Origin of the sequence: Oscillibacter sp. CAG:155, from assembly GCA_000436875.1 — a bacterium.
GTDB lineage: Bacteria > Bacillota > Clostridia > Oscillospirales > Oscillospiraceae > Oscillibacter.
In genome coordinates, this window is the sequence record FR890839.1 from 1 (window position 1) to 21,923 (window position 21,923).

The following is a 21,923-nucleotide window of genomic DNA, read 5'->3' on the forward strand; positions in this document are numbered from 1 at the left end:
ACCAGAGCTTGGCGGCGATCCGGGGCTTTCCAAATCCAGTCCTTAAAAGCGTCCCGGATGGCTTGCTGCTTTTGGGCGGCCAGGGTGGTCTCTTTGGCATTCAACACCCGGCGCTCTTTGCCGTCTGCATCCTCTATGGTGTCGTAGATACGGACATCCCGCAGGTTCAGGCTGTCCTCCAGAATCTTGTAGGCATTGGCACGGCTGGTTCCGTAGGTGGTATAGGCTGCCACATTGTTCTGGCTTACAGAGCTTTTGCCGGTGATCTGCCACTCAGCGGTGAAAGAAGAATAGTTGACCTCGATATTGCGCTGGAGATAAAACGGCGTAGGAAATAGATACTGCTGGATTCAATGCCATTTTTCGATTATCAACCATTTCAAGAATTTCTGGTATCAATTCAGTAAGACGGATATAGCGAGAAATTTGGTTGCGACTTTGACCGACTTGTTCAGCAATTAACTCTCTGGATTCTTTTCCGACACACTTCCGCCCAAGTTGGGCGGAAGTAAATCCTTTACGCCCCTGATGGCTCATTGCTACCAACTTCATTTTGTATGCAAAGGCTCTTTCACTTGGGAGAATCGTCTCACGCTGAAGGTTTGCATCTACCATGTTTACAACTGCCTCATCATCCGTCATAGACCGGACTAAAACAGGCATCTCAGAGTAACCCAATAGTTCACAAGCCGCTTTGCGTCGATGACCAGAAATTAGTTCATAACAATCCTCACCAATCTGGCGAGCCACCGCTGGATGAATTACACCGTGAATTTCAATGCTCTCAACAAGACACCGAAATTCCTCATCGTCTCGTACCTGAAAGGGATGATTCTTAAATGGCTTCAGTTGTTCCAAGGGAATGTTTTTTACTGCTTGCCTCTGATCGTCTCGTCTCATAATGGCCTCCTTTACTGAAAGCTGAATTCGTCCAAAATTACGGAACTGACTGCTGTGAAAATAGCAGCGAGCATGGACAAAATGTATTTTTGAAATCAGAATACATTTTTGCGTTCCTGTTTAGATTTGTACAAACAGCCCAAAATAACAATAAAAACCCCCGCACATTGCCCAATTGGGAATGTACGGGGGTTTTGGCGATTAGATATAAACCTCCACGGTCAAATCATGCCATTTTGACGGTTTTATGCCGTATCCATGGGATTTATAGAAGGTTTGCGCCTCATCAAATCCAATGGTGAATGACAGAACTCTTACTTGCGGGGGTTCTTGATAGCAGCCTGCGCAGCGGCCAGGCGCGCGATGGGCACACGGAAGGGAGAGCAGGACACGTAGTCCAGACCCACGCGGTGGCAGAACTCCACAGAGGAGGGATCGCCGCCGTGCTCGCCGCAGATGCCCAGGTGCAGGTCGGGGTTCACGCTGCGGCCCAGCTTGCAGGCCATGTCCACCAGCTTGCCCACGCCCTTCTGGTCCAGCTTGGCGAAGGGATCGTTCTCGTAGATCTTCTTGTCGTAATAGGCATCCAGGAACTTGCCGGCGTCGTCGCGGGAGAAGCCGAAGGTCATCTGGGTCAGGTCGTTGGTGCCGAAGGAGAAGAAGTCGGCCTCCTTGGCGATCTCGTCGGCGGTCAGAGCCGCACGGGGGATCTCGATCATGGTGCCCACCAGGTACTTCATGTCGGAACCGGCGTCCTTGATGATCTTGTCGGCGGTCTCCACCACCACGCTCTTGACGTACTTGAGCTCCTTGGCCTCGCCCACCAGGGGGATCATGATCTCGGGGACCATGTTCCACTCAGGATGCTTGGCCTGGACGTTCAGAGCAGCCTTGATGACGGCCCGGGTCTGCATGGCGGCGATCTCCGGATAGGTGACTGCCAGACGGCAGCCGCGGTGGCCCATCATGGGGTTGAACTCGTGGAGGCCGGCGATGATGGCCTTGATGTCGGCAACGGACTTGCCCATATCCTTGGCCAGCAGCTCAATGTCGGCCTCCTCGGTGGGCACGAACTCGTGCAGAGGGGGATCCAGGAAGCGGATGGTGACGGGGCAGCCCTCCATGGCCTCGTAGATGCCCTCAAAGTCGCTCTGCTGCATGGGCTCCAGCTTGGCCAGAGCCTTCTCCCGCTGCTCGGTGGTGTCGGAGCAGATCATCTCCCGGATGGCGGGGATGCGGTCCTCGTTGAAGAACATGTGCTCGGTACGGCACAGGCCGATGCCCTGTGCGCCGAACTTCTTGGCCTGGGCGGCGTCGTGAGGCGTATCCGCATTGGTGCGGACCTTCAGGCGGCGATACTTGTCGGCCCAACCCATGACGCGGCCGAATTCGCCGCCGATGGAAGCGTCCACCGTGGGGATGGCGCCGTCATAGATCTTGCCGGTGGAGCCGTCCAGAGAGAGCCAGTCGCCCTCGTGGAAGGTCTTGCCGCCCAGCTCAAAGCGTTTGCCCTCCTCATCCATCGTGATGGCGGAGCAGCCGGAGACGCAGCAGGTGCCCATGCCGCGGGCCACCACGGCTGCGTGAGAGGTCATGCCACCGCGGACGGTCAGGATGCCCTGAGCGGCCTTCATGCCCTCGATATCCTCGGGAGAGGTCTCCAGACGGACCAGGACCACCTTCTCGCCCCGGGCAGCCCACTCCTTGGCGTCCTCAGCGGTGAAGACAATCTTGCCGGAGGCAGCACCGGGAGAGGCGGCCAGAGCAGAGCCCACCACGGGGGCCTTCTTCAGGGCCTCGGCGTCGAACTGGGGATGGAGCAGAGCGTCCAGAGAGCGGGGCTCGATCATGGCCACGGCCTGCTTTTCGTCGATCTGACCCTCGTCCACCAGGTCGCAGGCGATCTTCAAAGCGGCGGCGGGGGTGCGCTTGCCGTTACGGGTCTGGAGCATATAGAGCTTGCCGTGCTCGACGGTGAACTCCATATCCTGCATATCGCGGTAATGATCCTCAAGGATCTTGCAGACGTCCTCGAACTGCTTGAAGGTCTGGAGCATGTAGAGCTTGCCGTTTTCCACGGTGAACTCCATGTCCTGCATATCGTGATAGTGGTTCTCCAGGATCTTGCAGACCTGCTCGAACTGGGCAAAGGCCTCGGGGAACTTCTCAGCCATCTGGCTGATGGGCATGGGGGTCCGGACACCGGCCACCACGTCCTCGCCCTGGGCGTTGGTCAAGAACTCGCCGAAGAGCTTCTTCTCGCCGGTGGCGGGGTTACGGGTGAACGCAACGCCGGTGCCGCAGTCGTCGCCCATGTTGCCGAACGCCATGGACTGGACGTTGACGGCGGTGCCCCAGGAGTAGGGGATATCATTGTCGCGGCGATAGACGTTGGCGCGGGGATTGTCCCAGGAACGGAACACAGCCTTGATGGCGCCCATCAGCTGCTCCTTGGGATCGGTGGGGAAGTCCTGGCCGATCTTGGCCTTGTACTCGGCCTTGAACTGGCCGGCCAGCTCCTTGAGGTCCTCAGCGGTCAGCTCCACGTCCTGGGTGACGCCCTTCTTGGCCTTCATCTCGTCAATGAGCTGCTCAAAGTACTTCTTGCCCACTTCCATGACGACGTCGGAGTACATCTGGATGAAGCGGCGATAGCAGTCCCATGCCCAGCGGGGGTTGCCGGACTTCTTGGAGAGTACCTCCACCACGTCCTCGTTGAGGCCCAGGTTCAGGATGGTGTCCATCATGCCGGGCATGGAGGCCCGGGCGCCGGAACGGACGGAGACCAGCAGGGGGTTTTCCAGATCGCCGAACTTCTTGCCGGTGATCTTTTCCATCTTCTCAATATATTCCATGATCTCGGCGGTGATTTCGGCATTGATCTGCCGGCCGTCTTCATAATACTGGGTGCAGGCTTCCGTGGTAATGGTGAAGCCCTGAGGCACAGGCAGACCGATGTTGGTCATCTCGGCCAGGTTGGCGCCTTTGCCGCCCAGGAGTTCGCGCATGTTGGCGTTGCCCTCGGTGAACAGGTAACAATACTTTTTGCTCATTTTCATTCCTCCGTTATTGGCGCTGCCTCCAGGCGGTAAATCGGTTGACCGTCCAGAGGCAAACGATTTTCCAACATTACAACAATATAATTATAATAATTGGAAATCCAGAAAACAATGCATAAATGGCATAAGAAAAACGGGCGAAAACAGAACGAAATGCCCAAAAAATTGTGGAAGTTCAACAAATGAAAACTGGAAGGAGAAAGACGGTTTCACGGTTTCGTGCAAAACCGCGCGGGGGATTCCTCCTTCCTTTTTCCAGCGGAATATGGTAAAATGGCTGGGCAAGCAACCGAGAGGAGAGACCAGATGAACACCTTTGACCTGCCGGCGGCAGATCCTGCCGCCGTTCGCATCCGGGAGGCCGCCACCCGGGGAAATCTGTCCCATGCGCTGCTCTTTACCGGCAGCGGCGACCGTCTGGCGGCGGCCCGCTATGCCGCAGCGGCGTTGGAGTGCATGGCGGACGGCGTCCGCCCCTGCGGCGTGTGTGAAGGGTGCCGGAAGGTGCTCTCGGGCATTCACCCGGATGTCACCGTGGTGCGGGACGAGCAGCATAAAAACCTCTCTGTGGACGTGGTGCGCCAGGTGCGCGCGGACGCCTATATCCGTCCCAACGAGGGACGGCGGAAGGTCTACCTCTTCCCGGACTGCGCCCTTTTGACGGAACAGGACCAGAATGTTCTTTTGAAGATCGTGGAGGAAGGCCCGCCCTATGCCGCGTTTTTGTTCTGTGCGGAAAACAGCGCGGCGGTGCTGCAGACGCTGCGCTCCCGGTGCGTGGAGCTGAAGCTGCGGCCCAGTGGCGAGCGGACCGGCGCGGAGTCCCAGGCGGCAGAGGAGCTGTGCCGGTGTCTGGGCAGCCGGCGGCGGGGCGCCGTCACGGAACTGGCGGTGCGCCTGGAGCGGAAAAAAACCACCCGGGAGGATCTGGCGGCGCTGCTGGAGCGCAGCCGGGCGGCATTCTCCGCGGCGCTGCTGCTGCTCTATGGGCAGCAGCCGGACCCAATTGACCGGGAAATCGCCCCATTTCTTGCGAAAAACTTGACAAAAACACAAATTATGCGCACAATAGAACTGTTACAGAAATACCATGGAGAATGCGTCTATAACGTGGGCCCCAGCCATGTTTTGGGTGCTCTCGCGGTAGAATTGGAGGGTATCCTTTGACAGAAGTCATCAGCGTCCGCTTTCGGGGCGGATGTAAGAATTATTTTTTTGACCCCCAGGGCGTCCAGGTGCGGATGGGAGACCAGGTGATCGTGGAGACCGCCCAGGGCCCGGAATTTGCCACCTGCACCCAGGGAAACCATGAGGTGGACGATGCGGCCATCGTCAAGCCGCTGAGTCCCATGCTGCGCCTGGCCACGGACAGCGACCGCCGCACGGCGGAGCAGAACCGCAAAAAAGAGCGGGAGGCCTTCGACATCTGCGAAAAGAAGATCGCCGCCCACGGCCTGGAGATGAAGCTGGTGAATGTCTCTGCCAGCTTTGACGGCAGCAAGATCATCTTTTACTTCACCGCCGATGGCCGGGTGGATTTCCGGGAGCTGGTACGGGATCTTGCCAGCGTGTTCCGGGCCCGGATCGAGCTCCGGCAGATCGGCGTCCGGGATGAGGCCAAGATGGTGGGCGGCATCGGGATCTGCGGCCGACCCTTCTGCTGCTCGGAGTTTTTGGACGGCTTTTTGCCTGTCTCCATCAAGATGGCCAAGACCCAGAACCTGAGTCTGAACCCCACCAAGATCTCCGGCGCCTGCGGTCGGCTGATGTGCTGCTTGAAATATGAGCAGCACGCCTATGAGGATGCGGCCAAGCGGATGCCCAAGGCGGAGTCCTTCGTCCAGACGCCGGACGGTCCCGGCAACGTCAAAAGCGTGGATCTGCTGCGGGAGACCGTGAAGGTGGCGCTGGATTCTGCGGCGCCCAATGAGCCCCTTAAATGCTACCACAACTGTGAGGTCTGCGTCCTGCGCAACGGCAAGGGCAGCCGGGACGGTATCGAGGTGCCCGCTGAGCGGCCCGCCCGGTATGTGGAGGAGCCGGAGGAGGAACTGGACGAACCGGTGTTCACCACGCCCTTTTATATGGATGCCCGCCTGGAGGAGGCACCGGTACGGGAGAAGATCGGCGCACCGGAGAGCGGCGACGGCAAGTCCCGCCGTCGTCATCGGGGCGGTCGGCGCCGCAGCGGCGGCGGTGGAAAGCCCGCTGAGGCCCGTCCCGCCAAGCAGGAAGAGCGCCAAACGGCCAAGGGGCCCAAATCCGGCGAGGAGAAAAAGGGCGGCCAGCAGGGCGGAAAGCCCCGCCCGCCCAGACAGGCCCAGCAGTCTGCTCCGCCTCAGCAGCCCAGGGAGCCCAAGGCTGCCGGAGCAGAGGGCGGTGAAGCAAAGCGCCGCCGTCCCCGCCATCGGGGCGGCCGTCGCAGCAAGGGCGGAGAGGGTTCTGCGCCCAAGAGCGAATAAAAGGCAAGGCATCCCGCCGTCCGCGCAGCGGGCGGCGGGTTTTTCCCGAAAAACCACCGGACCGCCGGATACGGAAGTGTTTACAAGTTTACATAAAAGGAGAATGACCATGGGGAAATTCGACGGCGTACTGCTGGCAAGTGACTTTGACAATACGCTCATCTACACCGAGGCCGCACTGCGCAGCGGCGAGCCGGTGCCGGATCTGTCTCCCCGGAACCGGGAGGCACTGGAGTATTTCATGGGGGAGGGCGGCCGCTTCGCGGTGGCCACCGGCCGGGCACTGGCGGCCTTCCGGCACTATGCGGACAAGGTGCCGGTGAACGCACCGTGCGTGGTGTGCAACGGTGCCGCCATCTATGATTTTGCCAAACAGGAATACCTGGATTACGCGCTGCTGGATGAGACTGCCCGCCGGCGGGGGCAGGAGGTGCTGGACCGGTTCCCGGAGGTGGCAGTGGAGGCCTATCACATCGACAATGTCATCCACGGTGTGCACCCCAATGAGATCACCCATCAGCACGAGCACATCACCAACGTGGCGGTGACGGAGGCTCCCTCTCTTCTGGATGTACCCCTGCCGCTGGGAAAGCTCCTCTTTGAGGCAGAGCATGAGGTGCTACAGCAGGTGCAGCAGACGTTGATCCAGAAGGGCTGGGATCAGGACTATGAGCTGATTTTTTCCAATAAGACGCTGCTGGAGATGACCGCCAAGGGTGCCAACAAGGGCGGCATGGTCCGCCGCCTTGCAAAGCTGCTGAACATCTCCATGGACCATGTTTACTGCGCCGGCGACGAGGCCAATGACATCTCCATGCTCACTGCCGGTGCCATGGGCTTCGCACCTGCCAACTGCATCCAGGCGGTGCGGGACTGCGGTGCCACCATCGTCTCCAACGCATGGGAGGACGCCATGGCAGATATGGTGGAGATCCTGGATAAGCGCTATTAAATCCCAAAATACAAAGCGGGGGCGATTCCGCCCCCGCTTTTTTCGCGCAGCTGGCCGCGGAGGTCCCTCCATTGGCTGCCGGCTCCGGCACTACGGGGCGCCGGAGCGGGTCTGCGCCAAGATTCCCCCAAAACAGAGACGGTCCCGGAGGAGTGCACAGCACTCCTCCGGGACCATTTTTTCATAGAATTTCGTTATCTGGGATGTTCCTGTGTTTGCAGAGGACAAGCAGCCCTGAAGAGGCACTGCTCAGCCCACGGACTTCCAGTGCTTGTCCACGTGGTTGAGGATCTCGCAGCCGTCTTCTGTAACCAGCACCAGGTCCTCCACCCGGACACCGAACTCCCCGGGGAGATAGACGCCCGGCTCGATGGAAAAGATCATGCCGGGCTTGGCGATCAGATCCGTGGTGCCGCTGACGTCACCTTGTTCATGCTCCGTCTGGCCGATGAAATGTCCCAGCCGGTGGGTAAAGAATTCCCCGTAGCCCGCGGCGGCAATGTGGTCCCGGGCGGCCTTGTCCAGATCCCGCAGGGGCACGCCGGGGCGGATCATGGACTCGGCGAGTTCGTTGGCCTCCCGCACCAGATCGTGGATGGCGGCGTATTTGGGATCGGGGGTGCCGCAGAAGAAGGTGCGGGTCATGTCGGAGCAGTACCGGTCCTTCCGGCAGCCCATATCGATGACGATGCAGTCTCCGGCCCGGAGACGGGTCTGGTCTGCCTCATGGTGGGGATCGGCCGCATGGGGACCGAAGGAGACGATGGGCTGGAAGGCCACGGTGTCGCAGCCTTCCGCGGCGTACTGGGCGACGATGTAGTCGGCCACTTCCCGCTCCATCACGCCCTCCCGCAGGAAGGCGGCGGCCCGCTCCATGACGGTGTCGTTGATCCGGGAGGCGGTGCGCATCAGCTGCCGTTCCGGCTCGTCCTTGCAGGCCCGGGCATCATCCACACAGGAGGAGGCCAGCACGCAGCGGCTGCCGGGGTTGTGGGCCATCAGGGGCAGGAGGAACCGGGCGGGCCACTCCTTGTCGATGCCCATGGGCTTGGTGCCGTCTACGTTTTCTGCCAGGATGGTGAGGTAGTCGTCCGTATCGGAGAACCATACCTGCTCATAGGGAACTTCCGGCACGGGGAAGAGCTTGTTCAAAAACAGCTTGTGCTTTCCGTCCCGGCGCAGATAGAGGGCAAAGAGCCGCTCGAAGGGGAAAACGTAGTACCCGGTAAGGTACCAGATGCTGTCGGGGTCGGAGACGATCATCTGCTCCAGCCCCATCTGTTCCATGGCCGCGAGGACGCGGTCGATCCGTTCCTGATACATGGTTTATTGCTCCTTTCCTGAAATGACCCGCTCCACCAGTGCCGGGGAGACCAAGGCCTTTACCGTCCGCACGCCGGTCTTGAGAGATTCCACCGGCGCAAACTCAAACCGGCCGTGGGCATTGTGCCCGCCGCAGGGAAGATTGGGGCACAGCAGCCCCTTGTAGGTCAGCATGCACCCGTCGGTGCCGCCCCGGATGGGAGAGTGGGTGGGATGGGCCACCCCGGCGGCCTTCATGGCCTCCTCCGCCAGTGTGACGATCTCCAGGTGGTCCTTGAGGACCTCGTACATGTTGTAATACTGGTCCTCTACCTTGGCCTCCACCGTACCGGCACCGTACCGGCGGTTCATCTCCTCTGCGGCCTTTTGGAAGGCCGCCTTGCGCTCTTGGAACCGCTCCATGCTGTGGTCCCGGATGATGTAGACCATCCGGGCCTCCTCCACCTTGCCGCTCATCTCCTGCAGGTGGAAAAAGCCTTCATAGCCCTCTGTGTGGCCCGGAGTCTCCAGAGCGGGGAGCAGGGCGTTGAACTCCATGGACATCAGCAGCGCGTTTTTCATCCTGTCCTTGGCGGTGCCGGGATGGATACTGAAGCCATGGACCGTGACCGTCGCCATGGCGGCATTAAAGGTCTCGTACTCGTAATCCGTGATGTCTCCGCCGTCCAGTGTGTAGGCAAAGTCGGCGCCGAAGCCCGTCACGTCAAAGTTGCTGGCGCCCCGGCCGATCTCCTCGTCTGGGGTGAAGCCCAGGCAGAGCTTGCCGTGGGGGGCACCCTCTGCCAGAAGCTCCTCCACCGCCTGCAGGATAATGGCGATGCCCGCCTTGTCGTCGGCGCCCAGCAGCGTGGTGCCGTCGGAGCAGACCAGATCCTGTCCTGCAAACTTGGTGAGCTCGGGGAACCGGGCAGCCTCCATGACGATGTTCTGCTCCCGGTTGAGAATCAGATCCCCGCCCTCATAGTGGAGGATCTGAGGCTTGACGTCCTTGCCGGTCATATCCGGGGAGGTGTCCATATGGGCAATGAGACCGATGGCGGGCAGGTGCTCATACCCCGGCGTGGCCGGAACCCAGGCATAGACATAGCAGTGCTGGTCCACGAAGGCATTGTCGATGCCAAGGCCGTGGAGCTCCTCCACCAGGAGGTTGGCCATGTCGAATTCCCGTTGGGCACTGGGGGTGCCGCTTTGGCCGTAAGAATCGCTCTCGCTGTAAATTTTGGCATACCGCACCAGGCGGTCGACCACCGTATCCATCACTGCGCCTCCGTTTCTTCATCCAGCAGGTTTTCCGGATTCAGGCACTGGAGCGCCTCCGGCAGGAACCGGCCATCCTTGCGGATGAGCACGTCGTCGAACCAGATCTCGCCGCCGCCGTACTCCGGCGTCTGGATCTGGATCAGATCCCAGTGGACGGCGGAGTGGTTGCCGTTGGAGGTGTTGTCGTAGCTGTTGCCGGGAGTCAGGTGGAAGCTGCCGGCGATCTTCTCGTCGAAGAGGATATCTCCGATGGGGTGATTGATAACGGGGTTGACGCCCAGAGCGAACTCGCCGATGTAGCGGGCACCCTCGTCAATATCGAAGATCTCATTCATATAGGGGGTGTTGTTGCTGGTGGCCTTGACGATCTTGCCGTCCTTGAACTCCAGATACACGTCCCGGAACAAAAAGCCGTCGTAGGGGGACGGGCAGTTATAGGTGATGTGGCCGTTGACGGAGTCCTTCACCGGCGCGGTGTAGATCTCACCGTCGGGAATGTTGCGGTTGCCGTGCATCCCGTAGCAGGGGATCCCCTTGATGGAGAAGGAGATGTCCGTGCCGGGGGAGACGATGTGCACCCGGTCCGTCTTGTCCATCAGAGCCTCCAGATGCTCCATGGCCCGGCCCATCTTCTCATAGTCCACCAGGCAGGCCTTGAAGTAGAAGTCCTCATACTCCTCGGTGGAGACGCCTGCCAGCTGGGCCATAGCGTCGTTGGGATAGCGCAGCACGGACCACTTGGTGTGGTTGCAGCGCTGGGAGAGATGGATGGGGCCCCAGTAGTACTGACGGTAGCGGCGCTGGGCCTCGTCGGAGACGTTGTGCCACATGCTGATGTTGGTGGTGGCCCGAATGTCGATGTAGGCATCCATGTCCTTCATGCGGGCAAGTTCATAGGAGGAGATCTCCTCCATGTGCTCGGCGTCGGCTCCCTGGACCAGCGCACCCTCCACGGCATAGTCAAAGATGTGGATGAAGGGCTTTCCGCCCACGGCGTAAGCCTCCTGGACCAGCGCCTTCATCAGTCCCGTTTCACTGCCGTGCAGTTCAATAAGAATTTTTTCTCCCGCCTGCAGTTCCACCGCGCCCCGGATGAGGAACCGGGCCAATTTTCGAATCCGCGGATCTTCCATACAGCATCGTCCTTTCTTAAATGAGAGATTATGGATTAAAGGAAAAGGGACAGAAGGAATCCCTTCTGCCCCTTATGGTCAGTTATCGGTATAAAGGGCATCCAGAGACCGGGCGGGATCGCTGTTCTTGGTAACAGCGCTCACCAGCAAAATGGCGATGACCGAAGCCGGAACCGCCACAATGGCGCACTGTACGCCGCCGGGAGTGCCCATCAGCGTCCACACGATGGTGGCGAGGCCGCCCACAATGATACCGGCCAGGCCGCCGGCGGGGGTCACCCGCTTGGAGAACAGGGCAAAGAGGATGGCGGGCGTGATGGCGGCGCCGTACATGGTGTAGGCGGTCATCTGCAGGGCCAGCACGGTGGGGAAGTACAGCGTCAGGGCCACGGCAATGGCGCTGAAGACCACAATGGTCACCCGCAGCACCAGCATCTTCTGCTTGTCCGTTGCGTCCTTGCGGATGTACTTTTCATAGATGTCGTTGGTGAGGTTGGTGGCGGAGGAGAGCAGGTAGCTGTCCGCCGTGGTCACGATGAAGGCCATGCAGGCGCACATCACCAGGGCGCCGAAGGCCAGGGGCAGGTAATCCACCGCCACCTGGAAGATGACGTTGGAGGGAGTTTCCAGAGAGGGATAGAGCTTGGCGGCCTGGGTCACCAGGGCAATGATGCTGACCACTACCAGGATCTCACCGATGAACATGCCGATGTTGGATTTCTTGGCCTCGTCGCTGTTCTTGGCGGAGGCAAAGCGCTGGAGCATGTTCTGGTCGCCCAGCATCAGCGCCAGGGAGGGCAGGAAGTAGCCCAGGATCTCCACGCCGGACATGCCGCCGGTAAGGGTGGTCTTCTCCGGGGGCAGGACCGCGCCCTGGCTGTTGGCCACACTGATGAGGAAGGGAATGGCCAGGAAGAAGCCGCCGATCATGATGAGGGCGCTGATGGCGTCGGAATAGGCAACGGACACCAGACCGCCGCACACGGTGATCACCACGATCACCACGGTGCAGATGGTCAGGGCCAGGCCGTGAGAGAGCTCCACACCGCTGGAAGAGCAGAGCAGAACCAAAATGTCTGCCGCAGCCTTGAGTTGGGTGGCCAGCACGCCCACGTAGGCCAGCATGACGCACAGGGCGGAGATGATGCTGGCGGCCTTGCCGTAGCGGGCCTCCATGATCTCCGGCACCGTCACCTTATTGGACTTGCGGACCTTGCCGGCGATGAAGTAGAGCAAAATGATGCCGATGGGCGGCGCGGCGAAGGTGATGGCGCCCACCCAAGGGCCGCCGGAGTATACCACGCCGGCGGAACCGGTGATGCCGCCGCCGCCGCACCAGGTGGCCAGCAGGCTGCCCACCAGGATGATGAAGGGAATCCGGTGTCCGCCGGTCACCATATCATCCGCGGTCTTGACCTTCTTGTGAGCGATCACAAGACCATAAATCACCAGCGCCAGCAAATAGACGCTGATGGCAATTAAATATCCCATTTACAACAATGCCTCCTAACAGAAAAAAGTGTGAAAAAATTTTACCGTATTCCACATTTCCTGTCAAGAGAAGGCTTTGTTTGACAAGGCTGCGGCTGCGCGGGATAGGGGAAATCCTCCCAAAAATCCGGAGGTAAATTCCTCTGAGAGGCATGGCGTCTGAAAGCCGCCTTTCCGCCGGAGACCCTGCCGGCCGGGGGACGGCATACGGAGCGGAACCCTCTCATATACTGGGGGCGGGCCCCTATATGTGGAAAACGGCGGCAGGGGGGAGAAAGTGACAAAAAAATCCGCCGCAGTTATGCGCAAAAACGGGAAAAAACACACGAAAATCCTTTGACACTGGTGTATTTATGGAGTATAGTTAACTTGATTGTTGTCCCAGAGCAATATACGTTTTTGTGAATTCGCGGGAAAAACGCAAGGGTGGCTGCGGCTGCACAGGGAACTGCACGGCGATTCCATGTGCGGGCGACAGATCGCGCAAAAGTTGTTTCCCATGGCAAGACACACCCGAAAAAAGGAATGCTTTTCCGCGGATCGGAACTTGAGCGGCAGGTACATCCGGCCGCTCAGGACTTCCTGGCAGCAAGGAAAAACGCATGACCGGGGCTGAACATCACAAAATGGGGATATGAACAAAGCAAGAGAGGTGCATCAAATGAAGAAAAAATACGTAGTTATGGATGGTAACACCGCTGCGGCTCATGTGGCATATGCCTTCACCGAAGTCGCTGCGATTTACCCGATCACGCCGTCTTCCCCGATGGCGGAGAAAGTGGACGAGTGGTCCGCTAAGGGCCGGAAGAACCTGTTCGGTTCTACGGTGGACGTGATCCAGATGCAGTCCGAGGCAGGCGCCGCCGGTACGTGCCACGGCTCCCTGCAGGCCGGCGCACTGACCACCACCTTTACGTCCTCCCAGGGCCTGATGCTGATGATCCCCGCCATGTATGCCATGGGCGGCCAGTTCCTTCCCAGCGTTATGCACATCGCCTCCCGCGTGGTGACTTCCAACCACCACTCCATCTTCGGCGATCACACCGACTTCATGACCTGCCGGACCACCGGCTACGGCATGCTGATGTCCTCCTCCCCCCAGGAGGCCATGGACCTGGGCGCCGTTGCCCATCTGTCCGCCATCAGCGCCAAGTACGCGTTCATGCACTGCTTCGACGGTTTCCGCACGTCTCACGAGATGCAGCGCATCGAGGCGCTGGACTATGAGGACCTGCGGGGTCTGGTGGACTACGAGGCCCTGAAGGACTTCCGCCGTCATGCCCTGAACCCGGAGCATCCCTCCAACCGCGGCAACAACGTCAACCCCGACGTGTACTTCCAGTGCAAGGAAGGCGCCAACGAGAAGGCTGCCTCCGTACCTGAGACCGTCCAGCACTACATGGACGAGATCAACAAGCTCACCGGCCGGAACTACAAGCTCTTCAACTACTATGGCGCTCCCGACGCGGAAGAGGTCATCGTGGTGATGTGCTCCGCTTCCGAGACTGTGAAGGAGACCATCGACTACCTCAACGCCAAGGGCCGCAAGGTGGGCCTGGTGCAGATCCATCTGTATCGTCCCTTCTCCGTCAAGCACTTTGTTGAGGCTATCCCCGCCAGCTGCAAGAAGATCGCCGTGCTGGACCGCTCCAAGGAGACCGGCTCCGTGGGCGAGCCCGTGTATCTGGACGTGGTGACCGCCCTGAACCAGGCCGGCAGAACCGACATCCAGGTGGTGGGCGGTCGTTACGGCCTCAGCTCCAAGGACACCACCCCCGGCCAGATCATCGCCGTGTATGACAACCTCAAGCAGGACAAGCCCAAGAACAACTTCACCATCGGCATCGTGGACGATGTGACCTACACCTCCCTGGACTACAAGGATGTGGAGCTGCCTCATCCCGGCGAGGTCTCCTGCAAGCTGTGGGGCCTGGGCGGCGACGGCACTGTGGGCGCCAATAAGAACGCCATTTCCACCATCGGCCTGGTGGCCAACAAGTATGCTCAGGCGTACTTCTCCTATGACTCCATGAAGTCCGGCGGCCTGACCCAGAGCCACCTGCGCTTCGGCGACGAACCCATCCGCTCCACCTACCTGGTGTCCTCTGCGGACTTCATCGCCGTTCACGCGCCTACTTATGTCAATAAGTACGATACCACCGAGGATCTGAAGGACGGCGGCATCTTCCTGCTCAACTGCCCCTGGAGCGTGGAGGAGCTGGATCAGCGTCTGCCCGGCAAGATGAAGCGGGACCTGGCCAACAAGCATGCCCAGTTCTACATCATCGACGCTGCCAAGCTGGCCGCTGAGATCGGCCTGGGCAAGCGGACCAACAGCATCCTGCAGGCTGCCTTCTTCGCCCTGACCAAGGTCATTCCTCTGGACATGGCCGTGGAGGACATGAAGAAGAACAACTATAACTCCTACTTCAAGAAGGCCGGCCAGAAGATCGTCGACCTGAACAACAAGGCTGTGGACGTGGGCATCAGCGCCGCCGTCAAGGTGGAGATCCCGGAGAGCTGGGCCAACGCTGCGGATACCCCCGTGGTGGAGCCCAAGAACGCCACGCCCTTTGTCAAGGACATCGTCCTCCCCATGGATCGCCAGCAGGGCGACAAGCTGCCCGTGTCCGTGTTCAAGAAGCACGGCGTGCTGGACGGCACCTGGGAGAACGGTACCTCTGCTTACGCCAAGCGCGGCGTTGCCACCATGGTGCCCAAGTGGAACGCGGACGCCTGCATTCAGTGCAACCGCTGCTCCATGGCCTGCCCCCATGCGGCCATCCGTCCCGTGCTGCTGAGCGAGGAGGAGAAGGCCAAGGTGCCCGCTTCCTTCGAGACTGTGCCCGCCAAGGGCCTGGGCAAGGACGTGCCCGCTTACTCCTTCCGCATGCAGGTCTCTCCCTATGACTGCCTGGGCTGCGGCGTGTGCCTGACGGTCTGCCCCGCCAACGCCAACGAGAAGAGCGCTGACGCTCTGGTCATGACGCCCTTCGAGGAGATGAAGCCCGAGCAGACCAACTTCGACGAGGTTGCCATGAATGACGCCTACCTGAAGAAGGACGTCATCAGCAGCAAGAGCGTCAAGTCCATGCAGTTCGCAAAGCCCTACTTCCAGTTCTCCGCGGCCTGCGCCGGCTGCGCCGAGACCACTTACATCAAGCTGGTCAGCCAGCTGGTGGGCGACAGCATGTACATCGGCAACGCCGCTGGCTGCTCCTCCGCCATTTCCGGCGGCGCCCCCATCCTGCCCTACTGCAAGGACAGCTGCGGCCACGGCCCCGCTTGGGAGCACTCCCTGTTCGAGGATAACGCCGAGTTTGCTTACGGCTTCTTCCACGCTCAGGATTCCATCCGCAAGGAGATCCTGATCCGTCTGGATGCCCTGAAGGACGCCGGTGTGGCCGTCAACGAGATCGACGACTACCAGAACAACTGGATGGACAAGGAGAAGTCCCGCGCCGTCTCCGATGCGCTGATTGCCGCTCTGGAGAAGGCCGACAAGACCGAGGACGTTCAGTTCGTCCTGGATAACAAGGAGTATCTGGCCAAGAAGTCCATCTGGGCCATCGGCGGCGACGGCTGGGCCTACGATATCGGCTTCGGCGGCATCGACCACGTCATGGCGCAGAACCGCGACGTGAACCTGCTGGTCCTGGATACCGAGGTCTACTCCAACACCGGCGGACAGTCCTCCAAGTCCACGCCTACCGCTGCAGTGGCCAAGTTCGCCGCCGGCGGCAAGCAGATCGCCAAGAAGGATCTGGGCGCCATCATGATGACCTATGGTTATGTGTACGTGGCCCAGGTGGCCATGGGCGCTGATCCCAACCAGACCCTGAAGGCCATCCGCGAGGCTGAGGCCTATCCCGGCCCCTCCATCGTCATCTGCTACTGCCCCTGCTTGGAACAGCATATCAAGGCCGGCATGGGCTGCTCTCAGACCGAGATGAAGAAGGCTGTGGAGTGCGGCTATTGGCAGCTGTACCGCTATGATCCCCGCCGGATCGCCGAGGGCAAGAATCCGTTCCAGCTGGATTCTCCCGAGCCCGATACCAGCAAGATCATGGACTACCTGATGGGCGAGAACCGGTTCGCTTCTCTGAAGAACAACTTCCCCGAGAAGGCCGACGCCCTGTATGCCAAGACCGTTGCCGACGTCAAGGCGCGTTACGAGAAGTATCGCAAGATGGCGGAGGAGAACTGAGCCGCGGCAAGTCAAAGCGCGGATCTGTGAGGGCCGGTATCCGGCCCACAGACAAAGATTCCTTTCAGCAAACGGAAGGGGCGGGAATTTTCCCGCCCCTTCTTTTTTATTTGAACGCCGCAGTTTTGAAAGCGGCGCCTGCGATCCCATACGGTTCGGCACCTCATTTGCTGGAGAACAAATGCCGATAAAGAGAAAAAAGCCGCCCGTTCCCTTTTGGGGAACGGGCGGCTTTTGTTCACTGGGTCACGGAAAAACGGGACCACAGAACCTTCCGGCAGAGGGTTACAGGGCCTTGACTGCGGCCTCCAGCTGGGCCATGGCCTTTTCCAGCGTGGCCCGGGGGCAGGCGGCGTTGAGCCGCATGAACCCGCTGAGCTGGCGGTCAAAGGAGCAGCCGTCGTTGAGCCCCAGCTTGGCCTTCTGGATCATAAAGTCGTGGAGTTCCTGGTTGCTCAGCCCCAGCTCCCGGCAGTCTAGCCACATGAGGTAGGTTGCGTCGGGGGCGTAGGTCTTGATCTGCGGAATGTGAACACGGCAGTAGTCCACCACAAAGTCAAAGTTGGCGGAGAGATAGGGCAGGAGCTGCTCCAGCCATTCCTCGCCCTGGGTGAAGGCGGTCTCCATGGCTGTCAGGGAGAAAGCGTTGTTGCGGTGAATATCCATGCACTGCCAGTAGTGGTCAAAGACCTGCTTTTTGTGGGCGTCGGGGAAGACCACGGTGCTGGCCTGGAGTCCTGCCAGGTTGAAGGTCTTGGTGCCGGAAATGCCGGTGACCACGTTGGCCGCGATCTCGGGGGAAAGGGTGGCAGTGGGGATATGTTTTTTGCCGTGGAAAATCAGGTCGGAGTGGATCTCGTCGGACATCACCAGAACATGATGCTTGAGGCACAGTTCCATCATCCGGCGCAGATCCGCTTCCTCCCAGACGATGCCCAGGGGGTTGTGGGGATTGCAGAGAAGGAACAGGTCCGCTTCCTGCAGCTTGGCCTCGAAATCCTCCCAGTCCACCTGCCATACACCATCGTGTTCCTGGAAGCGGTTTTCCAGGACCTTCCGGTTCCAGGCCTCGGCCATGTCGTAAAACTCGGAATAAACCGGCGTCTGGATCAGCACGCTGCCGCCCTCCGGCGTAAAGAGCTTCACCATGGCGGAGATGGTCTGCACCACGCCCAGGCTGTAGCTCATGAGCTTGGGATCGATGTCCCAGCCGTTGCGGCGCTTCTGCCAGCCCCGGATGGCCTCAAAATAGCTGTCCGGACGGGCGGTGTAGCCCCAGATGCCCTCCTGGGCCCGGGCCGTCAGCGCGTCAATGATGGGCTGGGCGGTTTTGAAATCCATATCCGCGATCCACAGGGGGATCACGTCATCGGTGCCGAACTTTTTCTTCCGCTCGTCATACTTGGCGGCGTGATTCCCAGAGCGGTCCACGATTTGGTCAAAATCATACTTCATACATGTTCTTCCTTTCCGGTACGAGATATGGAATGTGCGCTTAACCGGTGAAAAGCGGGGCTCCCTGAGACCTTTCGCGGACACAAAACCAGTCCCGGACGGCCTTGCGCTGTGGCCGGAGCAAGTCTGCCGCGGCAAATTTCCGATGCTATTTTCTCACACTTCTCCGCTTCCTGCAACCTGCTTTTCAGGGAAAGTCTGCACGCCGGATCTGGAAATCAACCGGAGCAGTCAGAATGGAAAACGGCTCCTGCTGAAAATGTAAATTTTCAGCAGGAGCGCAGGATCATCTTGCGGAAACAGGGAACAGATCCCTCACTATCAGGAAAATGCCTCAGCGGTCAAAGGTGAAATCCTTGACGGATTCGTCGAAAAATGCGTTGATGGCCTTTAAGAATGCTTTGTGGTCACCACATTCAAAGGCAAAGGCCACATTTTTTCGCTTTTCAACCGAAGTTTTGCGGTTGTAAGGAGATTCGCAGATTTTCAGCGCAGCCTCTCTCCGCAGGAGAATGATGGTCTGCATCAATTTGTAAAAAACCTCATTCCCGCAATTCTTGGCAACGTAAATATCCTCATCCTCCAGGAGCTGATTGAACTCCTCCGCGGAGGCATTGTTGGCGTATGCCTGTGCCAGGCGGGTTACACATTTGTGGATGTTGGAGGTGATCTCCTCCGTCCGATGACGGAAACAGGCATCATAGACAGCGGTCTCGATCAGGCGGCGTGCCTCGTAGATTTCGCTGTAATTGCTCACCTGTTGGCGAAACAGCCAGATGATTGTCTCTTCAGGCATTTGATCGATGCGGTTTCCTACGTAGGTTCCGCCGCCCGGCCGAATGGTGACAAATCCAATCAGAGAAAGAGCGCGCAGAGCCTCCCGTACGCGACTGCGGGAGACCTGGAGCATTTCAGAAAGCTCCCGCTCCGCAGGGAGCCGTTCACCAGGTTTGAGTTCACCGCTGATGATCTTGGAGGCAAGCTGCTGCATGACTTGTTCCGTCAGAGTCACTTTGTTGAGAGTTTCAAATTGAAGTGCCACGGTTATTCACCACCTAAAATTAATGTTGTGAAATCAGAAAATATTTCCAATTCCAAATGTTTTTAAGAAAAGTATAGCACAAAGTTGTACATTGTCAAAGGAAGAAGCTCTGAGAAAACGGTTACGCAGCAAACCGCCCAAAAGAGTCTGAAAAACTTTAGATAGGTTGCCGACGCATAAAAATGAATAACTTGTGAAATGAGGATTGACAAAACAATGTACAACCATTACAATTTTATTGGAATCTGGTACTACCAAAGTCCTTAGTACCAGAATACCAATTAAGAATACGATCGCCATCCGGCCGACGGATGGCCAACTTGAAGCGGAGGAAGAGCAATGGCAGTTGAGCTGACCGGAATGACCTGGGCACACAGCAGGGGCTATTCGCCGATTGTAGCCGTAACGCAGCGGTATGAAGAGCTTCACCCGAATGTGCGCATTACCTGGGAAAAGCGCTCCCTGGCGGACTTTGAGAATCAGCCGGTCAATCAGTTGGCCGAGCGATATGACTTTCTGGTGATCGATCACCCCTGGACCGGGTTCGGACTGGCGTCGGGCGTGGTGCTCCCGCTGGAGGGACTGCTGCCCCGGGCATTCCTGCAGGATCAGGCGGCCCACAGCGCCGGACGGTCCTATGAGAGCTATACCATTGGCGGACATCAGCTTGCGCTGCCGATCGACGCGGCGACGCCCATTGCGGTTTACCGGCCGGATGTCATGGATCGCTTGGACACGCCGGTTCCCAGAACCTGGGAGGAGCTTTTGTCGGTGGCCGGGAAGGGGCACACCATTCTGGCGGCGGCCCCACTGTATACGCTGCTGGATTTCTTCATGTTCTGTGCGACCATTGCAGGAGGGGAAGACCGTCTGTATCTGGAGGAAGAAATTGCTCCGAGAGAGGTTGCGGAAGAGGCTTTGGAACGCCAGCGGGAATTGACAAGCCTTTGCCCGGAGCTGATTTTCCAAATCAATCCCATTGAAGTGCATGAGCTGCTGAGCGGAGACGGCGAGGAATACGGCTATTGTCCCTTTGTCTTTGGATATGTCAATTACTTCCGGCCCGGATACAGCCGTCATGTGCTCAAGGCGGCGAATGTGGTTGCATTTCGGAATGGATTGTTGAAAACCACCCTTGGCGGCACGGGGCTGGCGATTTCCTCCCGGTGCGGGCATCTGGCGGAAGCAACGGACTTTATGCAGTACGCACTTTCAGAAGAGATCCAAAAGACCTTGTATTTTGACGCCGGCGGACAGCCTGGATACAGCACCGCATGGACAGACCCCGCAGTCAACCGGCGGTCCAATGGATTCTTCGAGGATACCTGGGAAACCATCTGCCAGGCTTCCATGCGTCCCCGGTATAACGGATACATGAAATTGCAGGACCACGGCGGAGTGATTGTACGGGAGTACCTGATGACCGGCCGGGATTTGGCCGGTACGCTGGAAAAACTCAACGCGTTATATCGAAAGTCCAGGAGGAGTGCTTTATGAAATTGCTGGAAGGAATACTGGTGTTGGATTTCTGCCAGTTTCTCTCCGGGCCGTCCGCAGCCATGCGGCTGGGGGATCTGGGAGCCCGGGTCATCAAAATCGAACGTCCCGGTTCCGGAGATGCGGGGCGTCAGCTGACCCTCAACAATCTGATGGCGGATGGAGACGCAGTCAATTTTCAGATCATCAACCGGGGAAAACAGAGCTATACGGCCAACATGAAAGATCCGGCGGATCTGCAGCGGGTGAAGAAATTGGTGGAGAAGGCCGATGTCATGATTTCCAATTTCCGCCCGGGCATTATGGAACGGATGGGACTTGGTTATGAAGCAGTCAAGGCGGTGAACCCGGGGATCGTTTACGGGACCGTTACCGGCTACGGAACAGAAGGCCCCTGGGTGAAAAAGCCGGGGCAGGACCTTCTGGCCCAGTCCATGTCCGGCGTGGCCTTCCTGACTGGAAACCGGGACGATCCGCCGGTAGCCCTGGGATTGTCCCTGGCGGACTCTATTACGGGAACACACCTGGCGCAGGGGCTTCTGGCCTGCCTGGTCCGCAGGACAAAAACCGGCCAGGGCGGAAGGGTAGAGGTGTCCCTGCTGGAATCCATGCTGGACCTTCAATTTGAACAGTTTTCTTATTTCCTCAATGACGGCAGGCGGATGCCGCAGCGCAGCCAGATCGGGAATGCCAACGTGTACCTGGGCGCTCCGTACGGGGTTTATCAGACCGAGGATGGATACATCGCCGTCTCCATGGGCGCTGTGCCCACATTGGGAACCCTCATCGGAGAACCCCGCCTGCTGCAGTACGAGGGTGCGGCGGTGTGCATGGAAAAGCGGGATGAGATCAAGGCAATCATTGCCGAGAAGCTGAAAACCGCAAGCACGCAGCACTGGCTCGATTGTCTGCGCGCTGCCGACTACTGGTGCGGAGAGATCTATAACTGGCAGGAGATGGTCCACTCGGAATTCTTTACGTCGCTGGATCTGCTCATCGATATCCGGCGTCCCGGTCAGCCGGACCCGGTGTGGACAACCAAATGTCCCATTCGAGTCAATGACACGCAGGCTGGCGCGGGGACCTTTGCCCCCCGTCTGGGAGCAGATACGGATGCGATCAACCGGGAGTTTGAATTATGA

13 protein-coding genes and 2 pseudogenes are annotated in these 21,923 nt (G+C 59.0%); 6 read left to right on the forward strand and 9 right to left on the reverse strand.

What is annotated here, in order from left to right:
- The 3 genes and pseudogenes from QZL67_RS01080 to ppdK all read right to left on the reverse strand — a co-directional run.
- Nucleotides 1–335, reverse strand: a pseudogene (locus tag QZL67_RS01080) (hypothetical protein); the annotation flags it as partial.
- Complete coding sequence (locus tag QZL67_RS01085) at nucleotides 274–900, reverse strand: ParB/RepB/Spo0J family partition protein (RefSeq protein ID WP_022288939.1); 627 nt, start codon at nucleotides 898–900, stop codon at nucleotides 274–276. The pseudogene QZL67_RS01080 and the gene QZL67_RS01085, both read right to left, overlap by 62 nt.
- A gap of 314 nt (nucleotides 901–1,214) precedes the next feature.
- Nucleotides 1,215–3,953 (reverse strand): pyruvate, phosphate dikinase, encoded by a 2,739-nt coding sequence (ppdK, locus tag QZL67_RS01090; protein WP_022288940.1) that lies wholly within the window; start codon nucleotides 3,951–3,953, stop codon nucleotides 1,215–1,217.
- Between the two features lie 312 nt (nucleotides 3,954–4,265).
- On the opposite strand from ppdK, the gene QZL67_RS01095 reads away from it, so the two are divergent.
- From QZL67_RS01095 to QZL67_RS01105, 3 genes and pseudogenes are all read left to right on the forward strand, one after another.
- The gene (locus tag QZL67_RS01095; protein ID WP_022288941.1) at nucleotides 4,266–5,126 is read left to right on the forward strand and encodes a DNA polymerase III subunit delta'; all 861 of its coding nucleotides are present in this window, start codon (nucleotides 4,266–4,268) and stop codon (nucleotides 5,124–5,126) included.
- Nucleotides 5,123–5,935, forward strand: a pseudogene (locus QZL67_RS11645) (stage 0 sporulation family protein); the annotation flags it as partial. The gene QZL67_RS01095 and the pseudogene QZL67_RS11645, both read left to right, overlap by 4 nt.
- Before the next feature lie 595 nt (nucleotides 5,936–6,530).
- Nucleotides 6,531–7,373 carry an HAD-IIB family hydrolase gene (locus QZL67_RS01105; protein ID WP_022288943.1) on the forward strand — a complete coding sequence of 281 codons (843 nt, stop codon included), beginning with the start codon at nucleotides 6,531–6,533 and terminating at the stop codon, nucleotides 7,371–7,373.
- Nucleotides 7,374–7,622: 249 nt separating this feature from the next.
- On the opposite strand, the gene QZL67_RS01110 is transcribed toward QZL67_RS01105, so the two are convergent.
- The 4 genes from QZL67_RS01110 to QZL67_RS01125 form a co-directional block, all read right to left on the reverse strand.
- The gene (locus QZL67_RS01110) at nucleotides 7,623–8,696 is read right to left on the reverse strand and encodes a Xaa-Pro peptidase family protein (protein WP_022288944.1); all 1,074 of its coding nucleotides are present in this window, start codon (nucleotides 8,694–8,696) and stop codon (nucleotides 7,623–7,625) included.
- Nucleotides 8,697–8,699: 3 nt separating this feature from the next.
- Complete coding sequence (gene pepT / locus QZL67_RS01115) at nucleotides 8,700–9,953, reverse strand: peptidase T (RefSeq protein ID WP_022288945.1); 1,254 nt, start codon at nucleotides 9,951–9,953, stop codon at nucleotides 8,700–8,702.
- Nucleotides 9,953–11,089, reverse strand: coding sequence for an aminopeptidase (locus QZL67_RS01120; RefSeq protein WP_022288946.1), 1,137 nt, complete (start codon nucleotides 11,087–11,089; stop codon nucleotides 9,953–9,955). Before QZL67_RS01120 ends, pepT begins: the two co-directional genes overlap by 1 nt.
- A gap of 78 nt (nucleotides 11,090–11,167) precedes the next feature.
- The gene (locus QZL67_RS01125) at nucleotides 11,168–12,580 is read right to left on the reverse strand and encodes a sodium:solute symporter (RefSeq protein WP_022288947.1); all 1,413 of its coding nucleotides are present in this window, start codon (nucleotides 12,578–12,580) and stop codon (nucleotides 11,168–11,170) included.
- A gap of 661 nt (nucleotides 12,581–13,241) precedes the next feature.
- Between QZL67_RS01125 and nifJ the strand changes: the two genes are divergently transcribed.
- Nucleotides 13,242–16,787 (forward strand): pyruvate:ferredoxin (flavodoxin) oxidoreductase, encoded by a 3,546-nt coding sequence (gene nifJ, locus QZL67_RS01130; RefSeq protein ID WP_022288948.1) that lies wholly within the window; start codon nucleotides 13,242–13,244, stop codon nucleotides 16,785–16,787.
- 285 nt (nucleotides 16,788–17,072) lie between these two features.
- Here the strand turns inward: nifJ and QZL67_RS01135 are convergent, their stop codons facing one another.
- Together QZL67_RS01135 and QZL67_RS01140 are read right to left on the reverse strand one after the other, a co-directional pair.
- Nucleotides 17,073–18,242, reverse strand: a complete 1,170-nt coding sequence (locus QZL67_RS01135; RefSeq protein ID WP_022288949.1) for a MalY/PatB family protein — start codon at nucleotides 18,240–18,242, stop codon at nucleotides 17,073–17,075.
- Between the two features lie 334 nt (nucleotides 18,243–18,576).
- Nucleotides 18,577–19,284 (reverse strand): FadR/GntR family transcriptional regulator, encoded by a 708-nt coding sequence (locus tag QZL67_RS01140; RefSeq protein ID WP_022288950.1) that lies wholly within the window; start codon nucleotides 19,282–19,284, stop codon nucleotides 18,577–18,579.
- Between the two features lie 339 nt (nucleotides 19,285–19,623).
- Between QZL67_RS01140 and QZL67_RS01145 the strand changes: the two genes are divergently transcribed.
- Both QZL67_RS01145 and QZL67_RS01150 read left to right on the forward strand, forming a co-directional pair.
- Nucleotides 19,624–20,781: an ABC transporter substrate-binding protein gene (locus QZL67_RS01145; protein ID WP_022288951.1), complete on the forward strand. Its 1,158-nt coding sequence runs from the start codon at nucleotides 19,624–19,626 to the stop codon at nucleotides 20,779–20,781.
- A complete protein-coding gene (locus QZL67_RS01150; RefSeq protein WP_022288952.1) occupies nucleotides 20,778–21,923 on the forward strand; it encodes a CaiB/BaiF CoA-transferase family protein in 1,146 nt (381 codons plus the stop codon). Before QZL67_RS01145 ends, QZL67_RS01150 begins: the two co-directional genes overlap by 4 nt.